Raw genomic sequence first — 14,460 nt, 5'->3', positions numbered from 1 at the left:
TGTATCAACAATCTCCGCTTTCGATTTTTATTAAAATCAAAAGCCGTTCGTTGTTTCCGCTTACCGGATATCGACGTACATACGTTTCAAATAAATGCTGCGTTTGCGCGCGGACTGCCACTGTTTACTCTCCGGCCACTTTTGCAAAAGCTCATCGTATGCACCGATCGCGCCTTTGATATTTTGCAGTGCGGATTTCGCTTCGAGCGTTTGCCCCTTGAGATAGAGCCCTTCGTCGATACGGCTTGTCGCACGCGCAAAAAAAAGCTCGAGGAGGGCGAGTGCGCGCGCATAGTTTTTTTCATCGTATGCGCTTTTCGCTTTTTCAAGCAAATCCGATTCGCCGAGCGCGTAGTCGTCCGCGCTGAGATCGGCTGCCGAAGCCGATCCTGTTTGGTTTTGTGCGCTTTGCGAAGATGCGGAATCGTTTTCATCCGCCGAAGCTTGCCGCATCTGCGTTGTACCGGAAGCTCCGCTTTCACTTTCGCCCGATGCTCCGTATTCGGAATCTGCAGTCCGTCCGGAAATCGGAGTGCTGCCTGTTCCCTCTTCCGAAAAACTTTCCGTGCCGTTTTTTGCAGTTTCGAAAGGAGCGGTTTCCGCGTTTTCTCCTCGTTCGTCGCCGGCCGAAGAGGCGGGACGGGGCGGGACGATATCCGCGTACGAAGGAGCGGTGATGCGTTCGGCCGCGCTTCCGACTTTATCTTCGACGATCACTTCGAGCCGGTCGTCGATAGCGTCTCCGGTGAGTATATCGTTTTTGTAAAAATGCAGTATCGCTCTTCCGGCATTTTTTGCACGGAGCGTAAAAATCGTGTCGGCATCTCCGAGTTTTTTTCCGAAAAACGACAGCAGTTTCGTACCGTCCGTCTCTCCGAGATAGATCCATCCGCCTCCGGGATAGACGACATCGAGGTATTGATTTTTTGCGATATGCACCGATCGCGACGGAAGTGTTTTCGTGTCGATTTCATCCGTTTCGTCGAGCGGATCCGTCTGTTCCCGCGAGGAGTCCGTACCGTTTGCTGATCTGTCGGCGGAAACGCTTTCCGCTTTTTCCGCGTCCCCTACTTTTGAAAGGGCGGGGATATCCGCTTGCCGTTTGCGGACATTTTGCACCGAGCGTGTCGTTTCGCCTGAAGCGTTCGTCGGCTTTGTGCTTTTTTGTGCCGCGTTCGTACCGGCTCGTTTCGTATTTCCGACTGCAGCGTTTGCACTTGTCTGCGCGGCGCTTGCACTTACCTGCGCAGTATTTTCTCTTGCAGCGTTCGCCGTCGGGACTCTTTCATCTTTCGGTGCGGCGTCTTTTTGAATCGGATTTGAAAGCGCTTCGTTTCGCACGGTAAAATCGGCACCGTCGTTTTCCGAAAATCCTTCCCGTACGACAGGTTCGTCTATGGCAGAACTTCCGCGCATGGCCTCTTCGCTTTTTTCGGGAAGATCGCTTCGGATGCGCTCGGAAAGATTTTCCTCATTCGAAAACGCATCTTCAAGTTTGCCGGAGGTTTTGACCGGCTTCGGCATTCTTTCCGCATCCGTCACTTTTTCCGTATCGGGCATGGCGCGCTCTTCGTTCGAATCGCCGTCCGTTTTCGCTTCGTCCGCGAGAACTTTTTCACTCGTACCGGCGGCGCTTGAGCTTTCATCCTTCTGCAAAGCGTCGTCGTTTTTTTCGTGTATTGCTGTGTTTTCGTTTTCCGCCGATTCCGAAACTTCGTCACGATGTTCCGATTGGCGGGAAGAAGCGACGCTTTCGGTTTGCGTTCGATTATCTCCGGCTCGTTCGTTTTTCGGAAGAGACGCGCAGGATACGAAAAAAATCGACAGGCAGACAGCAGCCGTAAACGACGCTTTTATCGATTCGCGTGCAAAACTTGAGGTGCGCTTTACTATTATTAATTTCGAGTTCCGAAAACCTTGAAACTTTCCGACGTGTTCGTCCGCCATTCGCTTGATCGTTTTTTTCACGGAGCGGCCCCCAATATATCCGAAACGATTTTATCGTTCGCACGGCGCAGGTCTTCCATCTCTTTGCCCTCAGGCGGCGTAAACCATCGATCCGTATCGGTATCGCTCCACGCATCTTTCACTTCGCGCGAGGCGATATAATCCTTTTGCTCCTGCGGACCGTCGGGAGCAAGGAGCTCCTGTGTCGGCGTAAAGGTGCGTTCGGCGGCGGGCGCTCTGCGCGTCTTTTTCGATTTTTGTGCGATAAAAACTGCGAGCGCGATGCATGTCATCAAAATAAGCGTACCCGAAATGAAGGCGACGTATTTTTTCCTTCCGTAAAAGAGAACTTTGATACCGTCGAAAAAATCACTTTTCCCGATCATCGCTTTTTTTCTCCGCGGCTTTCGCTTTTTGCGCCGCTTCTTTTTCGAGGCGTTTTTCTTCTTTCACTGCGCGCTCGCGGTCGGGATCGGTTATCGTTCCGTCGGGATTGTGAATGCGTTTTGCTGGCCTCGGCGGAACGGTCGCTTCTTCGGGCGGCACGTCCTCTTCGATAAAGTCGTCATTGCTTTCGGAAATGACCGCGCCGAGCTTTATGTCTTTGTCGAGGCGGAGCGAAAGTATTTTCGACACGCCGGACTCTTCCATCGTGATGCCGAGCATCGTCGTAGCTCCCATAACCGTTTTTTTGTTATGCGTAATGACGATGTATTGACTCACGTTTGCAAAAGAGCGCAGCGTCGTCACAAAACTTGAAACGTTTTTGTCGTCGAGCGCCGCATCGATTTCGTCGAGGAGACAAAACGGAGAAGGGCGCACTTGGTAGGTCGCAAACAAAAGCGCAACGGCCGTCATCGTTTTTTCTCCGCCCGAAAGAAGGGCGATGTTTTCGAGCTTTTTTCCCGGCGGCTGCGCGTAGATGTCGATGCCGCTCGTGAGCACGTTTTCCGGATCGATGAGACGAAGCTCGGCTCTTCCGCCGTTGAAAAGGCGGCGGAACATATTGTGAAAATTCTTTTTGATTTTATTGTATGTGTCGAGAAACATTTCGGACGATTTCGATTTGATTTCTCCCGAAACGCGCTGCAGATTTTCGAGGCTTTTTTTCGTATCTTCGCAGTTCGTCTGCTGCCGCTCGTAGCGTTCTTTTTCTTCGGCGAATTCTTCGACCGCCATCAAGTTCACCTGACCGAGCGCTTTCAGCCGTTCTTTCGCGTCGGAAAGTTTTTCCCGAATTTCCGAAGCGGGTTTTGTGATTTTATACATGCGCTCTTCGAATTCCATAAGATCGCGCGAATGCGTATCCTGAAAATTCTGTTTGACGTTTTTGATTTCCGTGTCGGACGAGACGAGCAAAAGCGAAATGCGCTCGTACTGCGCCTGCAGCTTATTTTGTTCCTCCTGCTTTTGACGGAGCGCGTTCTGCTTTCCCGACACGCTCGTATTGCACGCGGCGATCGCATCGTCGAGCTTTTTCAGTTCATCCGCGAGAGAGAGACCGCGCTTTTCTATTTCCGAAAGCTCTTCTTCGGCGCCGGATATTTCCGCATTCAAATTTTCGGCGCGCTTGTTTTCCGAAGCGATCTCTCCGTCGGTATCGGAAAGCGTTTTTTGCTGGCTTACCAAAGTGCGGCGGAGCATCGATACCTGCTCTTCGGCCGCCGTAATCTGCTCGTGCATCTGCGCTTCGTTTACTTTGAGCTTTCCGAGCGTTTCTTTATATTCGTCGATTTTTTTCGAAAGGTTTTCATTTTCCGCATGCAGTTCGGCTATGCGTTCGTTGATCCCGGCAACGCGGGAACGGTTGTCGGAAATCTTTTGATCGATGGCGCGCTTTTTCGTCATGATCCCTTCGGGCGCGAGGAATTCGGTAATAAAGGCGGGGGAGGCTTTCATATAATCGTCGAGCGCTTTTTCAAGTTCTGCGACAAGCTTTCCCGTTTCAAAAAACGCGTCGGATGCTTCCTTCACCGTTTTGACGCATTCGTCGGCGGAGCGGGAGGGAGAAGCTGCAAAATCGGCAAAGATGTTTTTACGTCCCGCCGTAAAAATTTTCAGGCGGGCGATGACGTTGTCGAGCGTTTCTTTGGCGTTTTTCATCGCATTTTCGGAAAAGCCCGCGTCTTTTAATTTTGCGTCGAGCTTCGTGACGATGTCTTCGGTGATTGCCGTCAAATCTTTTTGCAAAAGCGTGCGCGCTTCACGCAGCGCTTCGATTTGCGATTGCGATTCGGAAACGAGTTTTTCGTTTCCGTCGATGCGGCTTCCCGCGTCGGTAATATGTTTGTCGAAAGATGCGATATTTTTTTTGATATCGTCGAGCTGCTTTGTCTTTTCGTAAAGCTGGGCGTTTTTTTCGTCGATTTCATCGTTCAGCGCATCGATCTGAACTCCGATCGCTTTTTTGTGCGCTTCGAGCTGTTCGAGTTTTTCTTTCGATTCGGAAAGGCGCACGTTGAACTGCTGAATCAGATCCTGTTTGCCGCTTTTTTCTTTTTGAATGCCGATTAAATCCGCCTGCTTGGCATACACTTCTTCCTGCATGGCTTTTACTTTGTCCATGTTTTCCGAAAGCGTATTGCTGATCGCTTCGATTTCGTTTCGGATATCGCCGCGTTTTTTTTCGACTTGTTTGAGATGCTCTTCGTTTTGCGCTTTCGTCTGCACGAAGTTTTTTAATTTTAATAATGTTAAATCGAGTTCGTCGTTGAATATTTCGTCTTTTACCGCGCGGTATTTGATCGTCTTTTCGGACTGCACTTTGAGCGTGTCGTATCTCCGTTTGACTTCCGAAAGCGCGATTTCGATTTGCTGAAGATTGTTCCGCGTGCGCTCAAGTTCCCGTTCGGCTTCCGCACACTCGGCTTTGCTCCGGCTTATGCCCGCCGCCTCTTCGAAGAGATAGCGCCGGTCTTCGGGCTTCGACGAAAGCACTTGATCGATCTTTCCCTGTTCCATGACCGAATAGGCCGCTTTGCCGATGCCCGTATCCATAAAAAGCGAGCGTATTTCGCGCGGGCCTGCCTGTCGGTTATTGATAAAGTATTCGTTTTCGCCGGAACGGTAGAGCCGCCGTTTGATTGCGATTTCGGGCGCTTCGAACGGGATAAGCCCGTTTTCGTTCATGATCGTGAGCGTCACTTCGGCGACGTTGAGAGGCGGACGGCGTTCGGTACCGTTGAAAATGATGTCTTCCATCTTGTCGGCACGCAGATTTTTCGAGCGGTTTTCGGCTAAAACCCATTTTATCGAATCGACGACGTTGCTTTTGCCGCAGCCGTTCGGGCCGAGCAGGGCCGTGATGCCGTCCGAAAAATCGATATGTGTTCTGTCGGCGAAGGATTTGAAGCCGAATATGTCGAGACTTTTAAGAAACACCTGTCCCCTCTCAAAGTGAAAGCTGTTTTTACATTATACACGATATGGCAGCCTCAATCAACTATTCGGAAACGGCATCGGCTGCGACGATTTCGCCGCAGTAGAGCATTTTCGGGTAGACGACGATTTTAAGTCTCTTTTCGAGCGCGCTGTAGCGCCGCATTTCGTACTCGTCCCCGACGACGATATTGATTCCCGTTTTGCCTGCACGTCCCGTGCGCCCTGCGCGGTGGATGAAAAAATCGTCGTCGTCGTTTAAATCCATTTGAACGACGTGCGAAACGCCTTGAAAATCGAGTCCTCGGGAAGCGACGTCGCTCGTAATCAAAATACGGCAGCTTCCGCTTTTAAATCGGTCGAGAGCACGCTTGCGCTTTTGCTTGTCTTTTTTTGCGTAGAGGGATTCGCAGTCGATATTTTTATATTTGAGTTTCGATGTGATGTTTTCGACTTGATCGCCGCGGCTCGTAAAAACAAGCATCTTTTGTATATCGAGGGCGGCAATCAGCTTTTTCAGCGTATCGATTTTATCGCGGCTTTCGGCGTAAATTGCCCAGTGTGAAATGCGCTTTCGAAGCACGTCTTCTTCCGGCAGCGAAATCGATTCGCATTCGGCAAAAAACGCTCTTACGGCTTTCGTTACCGTCGCCGAACATCCGACAAGCTGTACGCTTTTCGGAAAAAGCGAGACGAGGGATGCGAGGTCGTCTTTGATCTCTTTTTTGACGAGCCGATCGACTTCATCGAACACCGCTGCGCGCAATCCGTTCAGTTTTAATTTTTTTAAACGCGCGAGCTCCAAAAGGCGCACGGGGCTTCCGACGGCGATTGCGGGATTCCCTTTTAAAAGCTCGGTTTGCCGCCGTATCGGCGCGCTTCCGGCAAAGAGCGCGCATTTTGCGTTTGAAATCGACATGGCAGCGTCTCTGATTTGGGAAGAAAGTTCGAGCGTCGGAGCGACGACGAGGATTTTTACGCCGTTTTTTTCGTCCTTTTCCATGCCGTCTATGAGCGGTAAAAGATAAGCGAAGGTTTTACCGGTACCCGTTTCCGACTGAAAGAGAAGATTTTTCCCTTCTGCAATGAGGGGGATCGTCTTTTGCTGTACAGGCGTCGGTTGTACGATCAAAAGCGTCTGAAGTTTTGCGCGTATTTCGGGAGAAAGGAGCGAAAATGCGTTTTGCGTGTCCATGCGCAAACTATAGCGCAAAAACGGAATTGCTGCTATAATATTTTGTCATGAAAGCAGGCATAGATACATTCGGCTGCGATCACGGGCGCTCCGGGATCGGCTCATACCTCCATTCGTTTGCGGCTAATCTCCCGCTTTCAGGCGATGTCGAATTCGAACTCTTCGGTTCCGAAATCGATCGGTACACGTATAATTCGGTGCGCGAAATTCCGTTTCAAGCGCTCTCCGTTCCCGACAGTCTCGGCGCCGAGCGTTTATGGCATTTTTTTCGCCTGAAAAAATTCGCACAAAACGCAAAGTACGATGTCGTGCTCTATCCCGCCATCGAGCGCGTGCTGCCGCTTTCGTTTAAAACGCCGGGAGTCGCCGTCGTCAACTCCATCGTTTCCGTCATGCTCAAAGAAAAGGGCGACGGTATGATGCGTATGCAGATAAAGAGGGGACTTGCAAAGGTGCAAAAGATCGTCGCTGCGAGCGAATTTTTGCGAAATGATTTGATAGGACTCGGCATCGACGAAGCGAAAATCGAAATCATCCACAACGGTATCGACCACCGGCTCTTTTTTCCGCAGCTGCAGATCGATGCCGAAACGGTAACCATAAAACCCTTTGCGATAAAGCGGCCGTATTTTATCTACGGTTCGCGTCTTTCCGGGCCTGAAAAAAAGCACATCGAACTTATAAAAGCCTTTGCGCTTTTTAAAGAGCGCACGAAGTCTCCGCACCGCCTCGTCATCGCGGGCGCCGAAGGACCCTCGTCCGAAGAAGTGCATAGAGCCGCCTCCCTTTCTCCCGCGGCGTCGGACATCTTTCTTACGGGGTTCTTTCCTCACGAAAGTTTTCCGCTTTTATACGCGGGAGCCGATGCGTGCCTTTTCCCGTCGGTCAACGAAGGAGTGGGGCTTCCGATACTTGAAGCGATGGCGACCGGCATTCCCGTCGCATGCGCGAACGCAGGTGCGCTTCCCGAAATGGGCGGGGAGGCAGCTCTCTATTTCGATCCGAACGATATCGAAGAAGTCGCCTCCGCTATGGAAAAACTCGTGTCGGATTCCGCTTTCCGCGAAAAGATGATCGCATCGGGTCTTCAAAGGGCACAGCGTTTCAGCTGGGAGACGACGGTGACCGAAACGATCGAAGTTATGAAAAAGATTGTACGGTGAAAGTATTATTGCATACTTTTATATACAATATAAGAAAGTTTCGAAAGTAAGTCCTTGTAAACACCGAAAAACCACGGAAATCAATTTTTACCTAAAAGGTCGGATGTCGAGCTTTTTGAAAAGCAAATGACACTACAGTTTTTCGATCTCCGCTTCCGAAAGACCGGTCGCTTTCGCTATCACTTCAATGCTCAGTTGCATACCTGATAAAATTTTTGCCGTTTCCCGCTTTGCCTGATAAGCTCCTGCGGCAATACCGTCGCGTCGTCCTTCTAAGAGTCCGTCTCTTCTGCCTTTGCGTACCCCCGCAGCAACGCCCCGCTCAAAGCCGATCTTTTCACCCGCCATGCGTAAGTCATCTTCTCTGATGTTTAACGACATATACCAGCTCCTGAATTTTTCGTTCCGTTTCGCTTTTTCGACAAGCTCATCGATGTGCTGTGTAAAACCGCTCGTCGCCCGCCTCTCGCAAAGATACTGCAGCAACGCGCTCAATTCAGGCTCATCTTCTTTACCGTAGGCACCCACATTATAAAACACCTTAGCGCTTTTGTCATCAAGAAAAAGAGTACCGTCTTCACTGCATACGTTGCGGAATGTATAAACGGGCAAGCCCTCTCCGAAGGGATCCTGCGTACAGATAAAGATGACATAGCTCTCTTTCAGTTCGGCGTAGTTTTGTCCGCGTAAGAGGTTATCGACATCCATAAGGCTTTGGTAATAGCGTGTGCGTTTGGGAAGAGAAGGCGGGATCGATGTTTGTATTTCTATATCGAAGATGCGCTGGGGTTCTGAGACATAGACGTCGAGGCGTATGCCCTTGCTTTCGTAAAAGGGCGCTATCGTTTTTTGCAGGGAGGGGTATTCTATTTTACCGACTTTGATGTGTAATAAGCGCTCCAATACGCCTTTACAAATTCTTTTGTTTTTCATGACCGTACCGAACATAAAGTCATCGGTAAAGGAGAGTTCTTCGACAGGTTTATGGGTATATTCCATAGCTGCACCTTCGGTTGTTGAGATAGTGCGGCAAGGAAGCCGCTGTAATATATATCGCCTGCAAAGTGATAAATTACGCGGTTTTTTGTAAAAATAAACGGGAATATCGTTTCCTGCGCGGGGAACTTCGCGCTCCGCGTTCGTTGCAAGTTGCGCGGGGAACTTCGCACTTCGTGCTCGTTGCAAGTTGCGCGGGGAACTTCGCGCGATGTACGGCACAGTGTCGCCTTTCGTCTCCGTATGAAACTCATTACCCATTACACATTACCAATTACTCATTAGAAAATACCCATTACACATTGAAAATTGATTTCCGTGCCGAAAAACCGCCTGCTTTTGTATACAGCTTAAGAAGAATTCGATAAAAAGTGCTTTATCAATCCGTACGTTCGCGTAGCGTAAACTGTACCTAAAACACAAAATCCGTAAAGTAATTTTTTGTACGAAAGTATACACAACATCTCCGTTGAAATTCGTATAAAAACAGGTTATACTGTAACAGTGATGGCAGAGAAACGCACCGATAAAAACAGTACACGTTCTCACAAAAAAACGCACAAAAATTTTGCAAAAGCAATTGACATAAGACGGCGTATCGGGCAAAATTCGCAGCCTCGCAGCCTCGCAGCCTCGCAGCCTCGCAGCCTCGCAGCCTCGCAGCTGAGGGCGAACTATAGCCGAATAAATTTACATTCAAACACACACGATTTTTCTCAACGAATAAAACGCACAAAGGGCGCACCGTCCCCGTGCGTTTTTTTATTTTTTGAAGTTCTACGGATTGGAACGGATCAAGGCAATGGATAATTGGTAATTGATAATTTAATTACACATTACAAATTCCCTATTAAAATGAGGAGGTATTTATGAAACATCTAAGTAACAAAAAGGGAGCCGCGGCGCTCGCCACAGCCGCAGTTTTGGCATTCGCTTTGCTTTTTACCGGCTGCTCGCAAACGACAGACGGCAGTTTCGGAGGAGGCTCCGGAAGTGGAGGAGGTATCGGGGGCAGTGCTCCGCAAGCGCCCCTTGTGTCAGGCGGTGCTTCGCTTATTTTAAGCCCTAATGAGCTCACTATCACTGTTACGGTAAAAACCGCCGATAACTCCCCTGTTACGGTGGAAGGCTGTACCGAAACGAAGCTTACAATTAATAACTGGGAAACAAAACTGCACGCAAAGGGTACGACCGTCATCCTGAAAGGCAACATCATCGAGCTTAAGTGCGGCATCGCTGCCGACGGCAATTCCAATAAACTGCTTGCCCTTAACGTACAGGGCTTAAGTACTTTGCAAGAGCTTGACTGCAGCAGCAATCGGCTTACCGCCCTTGACGTACAAGGCTGCACCGCTTTAAAAAAGCTGCACTGTTACAATAATCAGCTTACATCCCTTAACGTACAGGGCTTACACGATTTGCAAGATCTGTGGTGCAGCGGCAATCGGCTTACCGAACTTAACGTGCAGGACTTAAGTGCTTTGCAAGAGCTTCTCTGCTACGGTAATCGGCTTACATCCCTTAACGTACAAGGCTTAAGCAAATTGGATACGCTACGGTGCCGCGTCAATCGGCTTACCGAGCTTAACGTACAGGGTTGCATCGCTTTGAGAAGTCTTGACTGCACCGGCAACCGGCTTAATACCCAAGCGTTTATAAAAATCTTTAATGATTTACCGCAGATCCCGGCTTCCTACGTATATTCCGTACTATGTTATCTGTACACCGAAAAGACCGGCGTTCCCGAAGGCAATCTCAAAGACTTTAGCGCTCCTTCGGAACTGAAAGCAGCCTTCGACAACGCAAAAGCCAAGAAGTGGGCGATGTATAAATATGATGCAAGCGGGAATACGGTTAAGCTTTAATCCACCGATGTACAAATGATCGAATGCGCTGCGGACGATATTGTAAAATCGTCCGCGCTTCGCATTTACGCCGTCAAAAGCGAGCCTACGTCGAGATGGGTTTTATTTTGCACGATGTCTTTCGAAACGACGAGCTTTTTTTGCTCGCGGTCTTTGATCGACGGGAGTTCGTACATGATATCCTGCAGCATTTTTTCGACGATGCTGCGAAGTCCGCGCGCGCCGGTTTTTTGGCGGACGGCTTCGTCGGCGATCTCCCCGATCGCTTCATCGGTGAATTCGAGTTTGACGTTGTCGAGGGCGAAAGACGCCTGAAACTGCTTGGTGATCGCGTTTTTCGGCTCGGTGAGGATGCGCACCAAATCGTCCCGCGTGAGTTCTTTGAGCGCGACGGTGATGGGCATGCGTCCGATCAGTTCGGGGATGATGCCGAATTTGACGAGATCGTCGGGCGTGCAGCGGTTGAGCAGGTTCATGCGCTCTTCTTCGTTCATCATACCGACGTTGCTGCCGAAGCCCATCGCGCGCTCCGCAGTGCGCTGTTCGATGATCTTTTCAAGGCCGACGAAAGCTCCGCCCAAGATAAAGAGGATATTCGTCGTGTCGATATCGATCATCTCCTGATTCGGGTGCTTGCGTCCTCCCTGCGGCGGAACGCTCGCGTGCGTACCTTCGATGATTTTCAAAAGCGCCTGCTGTACGCCTTCACCCGACACGTCGCGCGTGATCGACGTATTTTCGCTTTTGCGCGAAATTTTGTCGATTTCGTCGATAAAGATGATACCGCGCTCGGCAGCTTTGATATTGCCGTTTGCAGCGTTTATCAATTTTAAAAGCACGTTTTCGACGTCTTCTCCGACATAGCCCGCTTCGGTGAGCGTCGTCGCATCGGCAATGGCGAAGGGTACTTTGAGCTTTTGCGCGAGCGTTTTTGCAAGCAGCGTCTTTCCGCTTCCGGTCGGCCCCATGAGCAGTATGTTCGATTTTTCGATGAGCACGTCGTCGTCTTTGCGCATGCTTTTCGGAACCGACATGCGTTTATAGTGGTTGTACACGGCGACGGAAAGCGTCTTTTTCGCTTCGTCCTGTCCGACGACATATTCATCGAGGTATTCTTTGAACTCTTTCGGAGTCGGCACATCGCTCATCGTAATCGGCGCGACTTCTCCTTCTTCCTGATCGAGCATGCTCTGACAGACGGCAACGCACTGATTGCAGATGTGGATATTGCCTGAAGGCGCTCCTACAAGATGACGCGATGCGTCTGCGGGTTTTCCGCAAAACGAACAAAACTGCGCGTCGCTTCCGAATCGTTTCATTGCTTTTTTCTCCCCGGCATAATGTGATCGACTATGCCGTATGCGAGCGCGTCTTCGGCCGACATATAAAAATCGCGTTCCATATCGGAAGCGACCTGTTCGATCGTCTTTTTCGTGTGGTGCGCAAAATAATCGATCGTCAATTTTTTCAAGCGCACGATTTCTTTTGCCTGGATCGAAATGTCGCTTTCCTGTCCCTGCACGCCGCCCCACGGCTGGTGGATCATAACGCGCGAAGAGGGAAGGGCGAACCTTTTTCCCGCAGTGCCGCCTGCGAGGAGGATTGCACCCATGCTTGCAGCCTGTCCCATGCAGATCGTTTGGATTTGGCACTTGACGTACTGCATGGTATCGTAGATCGCAAGACCTGAGGTAACCGATCCTCCGGGACTGTTTATGTATATGCTGATGTCTTTATCGGGATTTTCCGATTCGAGAAAGAGAATTTGCGCGACGACCAAGTCCGCCGTAATGTCGTTTATCTCCCCGTCGATAAAGATGATTCTGTCTTTGAGCAGCCGTGAAAAAATATCATAGGATCTCTCGACGTTTCCGCTCCGCTCGATGACGGAGGGGACGAGCGTGTTCATCCGTTCATTCATAGTCACATCCTGTATTACTACAATATACTAAAAAAACGAGGCGGCGTGGGTTCAGTTGCTTTCCCCTTTAAACAAATCGGCGAATGACATCGTATCTCCCTTTACCGTTTTCACTTCTTTATACAGTTCGGCGTAAAGCTTTTGCTCTTTTGTGTCGTCGATGAGATATTCTTTCGCTTTTGCATCTTCGTAGTGTTTTTTCACTTCGTCGACGCTTATGCCGCCCCTGTCGGCGATTTCTTTATAACGCGCTTCGACATCTTCGGGCGTAACGGAAATATTGCGCGCGCGGATCAAATTGTCTACGATGATTCTGCTTTTAAGCATTTTTTCGCTTGAGGGCGCCCACTCTTTGAGTATATCGGCTTTCGTCTGTTTTGCCGACGAAAACATTTTGTCAAGCTGTTCCGGCGTCGTCTGAAACTGCTGCGCCATCGAATACCAGCGGTTCTCGAGTTCCGCATTGAGCATGGAAGAAGGGATATCGAAGGGATTTTTTTCGACGAGCTGGGAAAGCAGATCGTTGTTTTTGATTTCCACGATGCGCCGCTCCTTCGCGCTTTCCATATTTTTTACGATATCTTTTTTTAAGTCGTCGAGCGTTTTGTATTTTTCGCTCACGTCCTGCGCAAGTTCGTCGTCGAGCGCGGGAAGATTGCGTATTTTGATTGCGGTAACCGTTACGCCGATTTTTTTTGTCGTACCCGCAAGTGTTTCGTTTTTGTCGTCTTTTGCGTATGTTTTCGTAATCGTTTTCGTTTCGCCTTTTTTCATGCCGATGACGTCGTCGTCGATGCGGTAGAACGTACCGTCCGTTCCCGCTGTAAAGACGAAGTCTTCGCGCTTTGTCCCTGCGATTTCGTTTCCGTTTTCGTCGAGTTCGGCATAATTGATCGTGACGATATTGTCCTTTTCGACTTTTTCATCGTCTTTTTTGTCGATGACGACCGCATTGCGCTCCTGTACGGCTTTGAGTTCTTCATCGATCTCTTTGTCGCCGATTACGACCTGCGGCTCTTTTATCGTAATGCCCGAAAAGTTTTTAACGTCGACTTTGGGATACACGTCGTAGGTGAGCGAAAAACTTAAATCTTTTGCAGCGTCGAGTTCCGGCATTTTTTCCATGACGGGCTCGGCGTAGGGGAGAGGGCGGTTTGCCTTTTCCGCATCGTCTTCAAAGATTTCGTTGAGCGCTTTGTCGATTATATCGCTTACCGTATCGGCTTTGATGCCGTCTCCGAATTTGCGCTCGAGAATATTCGCCGGCACGTGACCTTTTCTGAAGCCGGGGATCTGCGCCTGCTTTAGATATTTGCCGAGCGTTTCCGCGTATGCGGCCGCGACGTCTTTTTGTGAAACGGTGACGGTGAGTTTTACCGCCGATTTTTCAAGGTCGGTGAATTCTTTTTTGAGTTCCACGCTTCGCTCCTTACCAGTAATCTCCGTACGAATAAAAAAAGCGATTCAGATTGCTCCGAATCGCTTTTGGTTTCAAGCGGGAAACGGGAGTTGGACCCGCGACATCCACCTTGGCAAGGTGGCGCTCTACCACTGAGCTATTCCCGCAAATAATTCTTTGCGTTTTCCGGCGCTGTAAGCTTCGGTACTCGAGCGGGAAACGGGAGTTGGACCCGCGACATCCACCTTGGCAAGGTGGCGCTCTACCACTGAGCTATTCCCGCAAATCTGTATGTCGCAACACCTCAGGCAACGGAATTGCGAGAGAAGGGACTTGAACCCTTACGCCGTAAGGCACCGGAACCTAAATCCGGCGTGTCTGCCGTTTCACCACTCTCGCATAAAGAGTGCGTGCCTTCTCGTCTCACACAAGGCTTGAGCCATGCCGGCTTCGAACCGACGACCCACAGATTAAGAGTCTGTTGCTCTACCAGCTGAGCTAATGGCCCGTACTCAATCCACGACAGTGGCTGAATGTTGTAACTATAGCAAAAATAAAATAAAATGGCAAGTACGTCGTACGATTTTTTTAGGGCT

At 49.8% G+C, this 14,460-nt stretch carries 10 protein-coding genes and 4 tRNA genes; 2 read left to right on the top strand and 12 right to left on the bottom strand.

The window, feature by feature from the left end:
- Window positions 1-60: 60 nt before the first annotated feature.
- The 4 genes from H9I36_RS03380 to H9I36_RS03365 form a co-directional block, all read right to left on the bottom strand.
- On the bottom strand, window positions 61-1,968 hold the full coding sequence (locus H9I36_RS03380; protein WP_187383971.1) for a hypothetical protein: 1,908 nt from the start codon (window positions 1,966-1,968) through the stop codon (window positions 61-63).
- Window positions 1,965-2,333, bottom strand: a complete 369-nt coding sequence (locus H9I36_RS03375) for a hypothetical protein (protein ID WP_187383970.1) — start codon at window positions 2,331-2,333, stop codon at window positions 1,965-1,967. Before H9I36_RS03375 ends, H9I36_RS03380 begins: the two co-directional genes overlap by 4 nt.
- The gene (locus H9I36_RS03370) at window positions 2,317-5,328 is read right to left on the bottom strand and encodes a chromosome segregation SMC family protein (RefSeq protein ID WP_187383969.1); all 3,012 of its coding nucleotides are present in this window, start codon (window positions 5,326-5,328) and stop codon (window positions 2,317-2,319) included. Before H9I36_RS03370 ends, H9I36_RS03375 begins: the two co-directional genes overlap by 17 nt.
- Window positions 5,329-5,389: 61 nt before the next feature.
- Complete coding sequence (locus H9I36_RS03365; protein WP_187383968.1) at window positions 5,390-6,520, bottom strand: DEAD/DEAH box helicase; 1,131 nt, start codon at window positions 6,518-6,520, stop codon at window positions 5,390-5,392.
- Between the two features lie 47 nt (window positions 6,521-6,567).
- Here H9I36_RS03365 and H9I36_RS03360 point away from each other — a divergent pair, with 47 nt between their 5' ends.
- A complete protein-coding gene (locus tag H9I36_RS03360) occupies window positions 6,568-7,683 on the top strand; it encodes a glycosyltransferase family 4 protein (protein ID WP_187383967.1) in 1,116 nt (371 codons plus the stop codon).
- A 132-nt stretch (window positions 7,684-7,815) separates the two neighbouring features.
- On the opposite strand, the gene H9I36_RS03355 is transcribed toward H9I36_RS03360, so the two are convergent.
- Complete coding sequence (locus H9I36_RS03355) at window positions 7,816-8,682, bottom strand: Rpn family recombination-promoting nuclease/putative transposase (protein WP_187383966.1); 867 nt, start codon at window positions 8,680-8,682, stop codon at window positions 7,816-7,818.
- A gap of 866 nt (window positions 8,683-9,548) precedes the next feature.
- Between H9I36_RS03355 and H9I36_RS03350 the strand changes: the two genes are divergently transcribed.
- On the top strand, window positions 9,549-10,544 hold the full coding sequence (locus H9I36_RS03350) for a leucine-rich repeat domain-containing protein (RefSeq protein ID WP_187383965.1): 996 nt from the start codon (window positions 9,549-9,551) through the stop codon (window positions 10,542-10,544).
- A 65-nt stretch (window positions 10,545-10,609) separates the two neighbouring features.
- Here the strand turns inward: H9I36_RS03350 and clpX are convergent, their stop codons facing one another.
- The 7 genes from clpX to H9I36_RS03315 form a co-directional block, all read right to left on the bottom strand.
- Complete coding sequence (gene clpX, locus H9I36_RS03345; RefSeq protein WP_187383964.1) at window positions 10,610-11,863, bottom strand: ATP-dependent Clp protease ATP-binding subunit ClpX; 1,254 nt, start codon at window positions 11,861-11,863, stop codon at window positions 10,610-10,612.
- The gene (clpP, locus tag H9I36_RS03340) at window positions 11,860-12,465 is read right to left on the bottom strand and encodes an ATP-dependent Clp endopeptidase proteolytic subunit ClpP (protein ID WP_187383963.1); all 606 of its coding nucleotides are present in this window, start codon (window positions 12,463-12,465) and stop codon (window positions 11,860-11,862) included. Before clpP ends, clpX begins: the two co-directional genes overlap by 4 nt.
- A gap of 51 nt (window positions 12,466-12,516) precedes the next feature.
- Window positions 12,517-13,884, bottom strand: coding sequence for a trigger factor (gene tig, locus H9I36_RS03335; protein WP_187383962.1), 1,368 nt, complete (start codon window positions 13,882-13,884; stop codon window positions 12,517-12,519).
- A 75-nt stretch (window positions 13,885-13,959) separates the two neighbouring features.
- Window positions 13,960-14,031 (bottom strand) — tRNA-Gly (locus H9I36_RS03330).
- Window positions 14,032-14,075: 44 nt separating this feature from the next.
- A tRNA-Gly gene (locus H9I36_RS03325) sits at window positions 14,076-14,147 on the bottom strand.
- 35 nt (window positions 14,148-14,182) lie between these two features.
- Window positions 14,183-14,263, bottom strand: a tRNA-Leu gene (locus H9I36_RS03320).
- A gap of 36 nt (window positions 14,264-14,299) precedes the next feature.
- A tRNA-Lys gene (locus H9I36_RS03315) sits at window positions 14,300-14,372 on the bottom strand.
- Window positions 14,373-14,460 lie beyond the last annotated feature (88 nt).

Source organism: Treponema sp. Marseille-Q4130 (assembly GCF_014334325.1).
Classification (GTDB): Bacteria; Spirochaetota; Spirochaetia; order Treponematales; family Treponemataceae; genus Treponema_D.
This window is presented reverse-complemented; position numbering and strand designations above follow the sequence as displayed.